This window comes from Hydrogenophaga sp., assembly GCF_041633695.1.
Classification (GTDB): Bacteria; Pseudomonadota; Gammaproteobacteria; order Burkholderiales; family Burkholderiaceae_C; genus Hydrogenophaga.
In genome coordinates this window covers 1-4,791 of sequence record NZ_JBFJMY010000326.1, presented here as the reverse complement: position 1 = coordinate 4,791, position 4,791 = coordinate 1, and the positions used below count along the sequence as shown (strand labels likewise).

General features: G+C 61.9%; 5 protein-coding genes. 1 reads left to right on the top strand and 4 read right to left on the bottom strand.

The genetic code is table 11. The features are described 5' to 3' along the window. The 4 genes from ABYB95_RS17120 to ABYB95_RS17105 all read right to left on the bottom strand — a co-directional run. A partial coding sequence (locus ABYB95_RS17120; protein ID WP_372659765.1) for an ATP-binding cassette domain-containing protein occupies positions 1 to 266 on the bottom strand: 266 nt, incomplete at its 3' end. 12 nt (positions 267 to 278) lie between these two features. After that, complete coding sequence (locus ABYB95_RS17115; protein ID WP_372659764.1) at positions 279 to 1,385, bottom strand: amino acid ABC transporter permease; 1,107 nt, start codon at positions 1,383 to 1,385, stop codon at positions 279 to 281. Positions 1,386 to 1,396: 11 nt separating this feature from the next. Next, on the bottom strand, positions 1,397 to 2,569 hold the full coding sequence (locus ABYB95_RS17110) for an amino acid ABC transporter permease (RefSeq protein WP_372659763.1): 1,173 nt from the start codon (positions 2,567 to 2,569) through the stop codon (positions 1,397 to 1,399). A gap of 160 nt (positions 2,570 to 2,729) precedes the next feature. Then, a complete protein-coding gene (locus tag ABYB95_RS17105; protein ID WP_372659762.1) occupies positions 2,730 to 3,764 on the bottom strand; it encodes an amino acid ABC transporter substrate-binding protein in 1,035 nt (344 codons plus the stop codon). A 351-nt stretch (positions 3,765 to 4,115) separates the two neighbouring features. Here ABYB95_RS17105 and ABYB95_RS17100 point away from each other — a divergent pair. Beyond that, positions 4,116 to 4,791, top strand: a 676-nt coding sequence (locus ABYB95_RS17100; protein ID WP_372659766.1) for an AMP-binding protein, incomplete at its 3' end; no start/stop codon positions are given.

The window sequence follows — 4,791 nt, the reverse complement described above, 5'->3', positions numbered from 1 at the left end:
TGGAACACCATGCCCACTTCTTTGCGGACCCGGTCGATGGCTTTCACGTCATCGGTCAGCTCGGTGCCATCGACGATCAGACGGCCTTGCTGGTGTTCTTCCAGCCGGTTGATGCAGCGGATCAGCGTGGACTTGCCCGACCCGGATGGGCCGCAGACCACGATGCGCTCGCCCTGGGCCACGTTGAGGTCGATGTCGCGCAGCACATGGAAGTCGTTGCCGTACCACTTGTTGACTTTGTCGAATTGGATGATGGAGTCGGACATGTTCGAGTTCCTTTAACGTGCTTTGCTGGCCGAGAGTTGCTTTTCAACCCACAGGCTGTAGCGCGACATCGAGAAGCAGAAGATGAAATAAATGAGGGTGATGAACAGGTAGGCCTCGATCTTGAACGGCCGCCAGTCGACATCGGAATTGAGCGCCAGCGACATGGCGCCCACCAGCTCGTACAACGAGACGATGGTCACCAGCGAGGTGTCTTTGAAGATGGAGATGAAGTTGCCCATCATGCTGGGCACCGTCATGGCCAGCGCCTGGGGCAATACGATCTTGCGCTGGGTTTGCCAGTACGACAGGCCCAGCGTCGCGGCCGCCTCCAGCTGCCCCTTGGGCAAGGCCTGCAGGCCGCCACGGATGATTTCGGCCATGTAGGCGGCGGCGAACAGCGTGATACCGGCGATCACGCGCACCAGCACGTCGATGGTCATGTCTTGCGGCATGAACAGCGGGAACATGAACGAGGCCATGAACAGCACCGAGATCAGCGGAACCCCGCGGATGAGCTCGATGTAGACCACGCAGACGGAGCGGACGGCGGGCAGGTCGCTGCGCCGACCCAGCGCCACCGCGATCGAAATCGGAAAGGCCAGAAAGATGGACAGCGTGGCCAGCATGACCGTCAGAGGCAAGCCGCCCCAGAGATCGGTTCGCACCGATTCCAGGCCCAGTACGCCGCCCCCCATGAGGGTGAAAAAGACCGCCAGGATGCCGACCCACATGAAGCCCAGCCAGGGCTTCCAGAAGTAGCGTATGCAGCTCAGCACCAGACCACCCAGCATGATGGCCGTGGCCACCAAGGGCCGCCAATGGTCTTCGTAGGGATAACGCCCAAACAGGATGATGCGGTATTTCTCCGTCACCACGCCCCAGCAGGCGCCGGTGCCTCGGGCAGCCTGGCAGGCATCGGCGTCGGCGCGCGCCACCGATTGGAAAATGCCCCAGTTGATGAGACCGGGCAGCACATAGAGCACCAGCCCGGCCACGAACAAGGTGGTGATCGAGCTGCGCCAGTCGGCAAACAGGTTGCGGCGAACCCAGGGAACCAAGCCGGTGGTCTTGATCGGCGAGGGGCGCGCGGTGATGGGGGTGAAGGTGTTGTTGGCCATGGGAATTCCTTTCACCGTTCCATGATGGCCATGCGCTGGTTGTACCAGTTCATGAAGGCCGACGTGGACAACGACGTGGTCAGGTACACCAGCATGATGATGGCGATGCACTCGACCGCGCGGCCGCTCTGGTTGATGGTGGTGTTGGCGATCGACACCACGTCCGGATAACCCACGGCCACCGCCAGCGACGAGTTCTTGGTCAGGTTCAGGAACTGGTTGGTGATGGGGGGAATGATCACGCGCAAGGCTTGCGGCAGCACCACCAGGTTCATGGTCTGCTTCTGGTTCAAGCCGAGCGCCGAAGCGGCTTCACCCTGCCCACGGCTCACCGACTGGATGCCGCTGCGCACCACCTCGGCGATGAAGGCGGCGGTGTAGATCACCAGGCCCATCAGAATGGCCATGAATTCGGGCGTGGCCGCGACACCACCGTCCACCATGAAGGCCAGTTGCTCCGGAATATTCCATTGCGTGGGCATGCCGGCCACCACCCAGCCCAACACGGCAAAGACCACGACCAGCGCGGCCGGTCCCCAGAAGCGGTTCCGGTCTTGGCCCGTGAGCTCAAACATTTTTTGCATGCGCCGGCGCCAAAGCACCGCGCCGATCAGACCCACCACGGCACCGGCCAGTACTTGGGTCATACCGGTGGCCGGAAAGGGGAAGGACAGCCCGCCCTTGCTCAGGAACACCAGCCCGCCCAGGTGGATGGCCTCGTTGGACGGTGGCAGCACTTCGATGAAGATCAGGTACCACATCAGCAATTGCAGCAGGATGGGCACATTGCGGAACAGCTCGACATAGCCGTAGCACAGGCCGCGCACCAAGGCGTTGCGGGAAAACCGGCCCACGCCGATCAGCACGCCCAGTATCGTGGTCAGCACAATGCCAATCACCGCCACTTTCAGGGTGTTGAGCACACCGACCCAGATGGCTTTGCCGTAGCTCTCGCTGGGGTTGTACTCGATCAGGGTTTCGCCGATGTCAAAACCAGCGGTGGAGCCCAAAAAGTCGAAACCACTCTGGATGCCGCGCACCCGCATGTTTTCTTGCAGGTTGTGCCAGAGGTACCACCCGCTGGCGAACACCAGCAACAGGATGATGACTTGAAAAATGAGGCCGCGCGTGGCGCGGCTGTTGAGCGACCACGCTCGCTTTGGTTGGGGTGCTTGGTTGTTCAAGGCTTCCTCGCAGTTCTTGGTGCAAGCGATATGGAAAACACAGCACAACCTACCTTCCCGGGAAGGCGCCGGTGTTGTGGCGAAAAACTCAAAGGCCCCCGACCATGGGTCTGCACAGCGGGCTGCACAAACAGATGGACGAGGGCCTGTGGGGTAGGGCTTAGCGGACCGGCGGGGCGTACATCAGGCCGCCATTGCTCCACAAGTTGTTCAAGCCGCGTGGCAGACCGATGGAGGTCTTGGGACCCACATGGCGCTCAAACTGCTCGCCATAGTTGCCCACGGCTTTGATGGCACGCAGAGCCCATTCCTTGTCCAGACCCAGGTACTTGCCGGTGTCTTCCGTGCCGCCACCCACCAAACGCATGATGTTGGGGTTGGTGCTGCTCTTCATGCTGTCGGCGTTGGCTTGGGTGACGCCATAGTCTTCGGCTTCGATCAGGGCAAAACCGACCCATTTCACGATCGAGAAGAACTCGCTATCGCCTTGGCGCACCACAGGGCCGAGCGGCTCTTTGGACACCAGTTCAGGCAAGATCACGTGATCGGCAGGGTTGGTGGTTTCCTTGGCGCGGATCGAGGCCAGGCCCGAAGCGTCGGTGGTGTAAGCCTGGCAGCGGCCGGCCACGTAAGCGGCGGTGGCGGCTTCGACTTTCTCGAACACGATGGGCTTGAGGTCCAGCTTGTTGGCACGCGAGAAGTCGCTCAGGTTCAATTCGGTGGTGGTGCCCGATTGCACGCAGACCGTGGCGCCTTTGAGCTGCTTGGCGCTCTTGACCTTGAGTTTGACCGGCACCATGAAGCCTTGGCCGTCATAGAAGTTCACGCCGGTGAAGCTCAGCCCCAATGAGGCGTCGCGTGTCAGCGTCCAGGTGGTGTTGCGGGCCAGCATGTCGATTTCACCAGCGGTCAGCGCGGTGAAGCGTTGTTGCGCGGTCAAGGGCACAAAACGCACCTTGTCCGCGCTGCCGAGCACGGCGGCGGCGACGGCGCGGCAGGTGTCCACGTCCATGCCGCTCCACTTGCCTTGGCTGTCTGCAGCGGAGAAGCCGGCCAGACCGGTGTTCACGCCGCAGACCAGTTCACCGCGTTTCTTGATGGCGTCCAGGTCTTTGCCTGCATGGGCTGGCAGGCTGGCGAGGGTGGCCAGGGCACTCAGGCCCAGTGCGGTCAGGTTCAACGGGTTCAACTTCATCAACTTTCTCCAATCGTGTAAAGAGGTGGGTTTGAAGACCAGCAAGGCACCGTTTGGGTGCCGAATTGGCCTGCATTGGGGACATTACTCCCGCGATGCGGAACGGTCATCGGGGTTTACGTGGGCTGGCCATGCAATATATTCATAACGCCATCGAAAACGCCGGATGCTCGCTGCGTACACAGGTTCATGCAAACTTCATGCCGACTTTTTCATGGCGACTTCTGTGTTGTACCGGTCTCTGCCGCGACAGGCGCGTTTTCATCTGCGCCAGCGGACCCGTATGCTTGCCTGAAAAATCGTTCAGGAGACAAATACATGACGGTTACCGACCAGGCGGGCCATCCGCCAATGCCCGAACGTGCGCACCACCGCTTTTGGCCCAAGCGCTTGCCGCACCGGCTCACACCGCCGGTCACGTCGCTGTGGCACAACCTGGCGGTGAACGCCTTGCGGTATCCGGACAAAGCCGCGCTGGTGTTTTTCGACCAGACCACCAGTTACCAAAGTCTGCTCGATCAAGCCGAGCGTTTGGCCGCGCATCTGCACCAACAAGGGGTGCGCGCGGGGGATCGGGTGGTCTTGCTGATGCAGAACTGCCCGCAATGGGTGGTGGCGCACTTTGCGATCTTGCGCGCCAACGCCGTGGTGGTGCCGGTCAACCCGATGAACCGGGCCGAAGAACTCAAGCACTACATCACCGACCCGGATGTGAAGGTGGCCATCGTGGCGGCCGATCTGGCGGGCGAACTGGCGCAGGCCAACACGGCACTGGAGGCCGACCAGCGCTTGCGCCACATGGTGGTTGCGCAATACAGCGATGCCATGGGCGAGCAGGCCCAGGTGCCGGCGGCCTGGCAGGCCTGGCTGTCGGCCACCCACGCGGTGCCCGACCTGCCGGGTGGCAGCGCGTGCACATGGGCACAGGCTCTGGCGTGTTCCGCGCCGCTGCCGCCCTTGACGGTGGGTCCGTCCGATCTGGCCGTGCTGCCCTACCCCAGTGGCACCACCGGCCTGCCCAACGGCT

Bases quoted from the DNA above. Each gene is read 5' to 3' on its own strand.
- ABYB95_RS17115 (WP_372659764.1), bottom strand. From the start codon at position 1,385: ATGGCCAACAACACCTTCACCCCCATCACCGCGCGCCCCTCGCCGATC.
- ABYB95_RS17105 (WP_372659762.1), bottom strand. From the start codon at position 3,764: ATGAAGTTGAACCCGTTGAACCTGACCGCACTGGGCCTGAGTGCCCTG.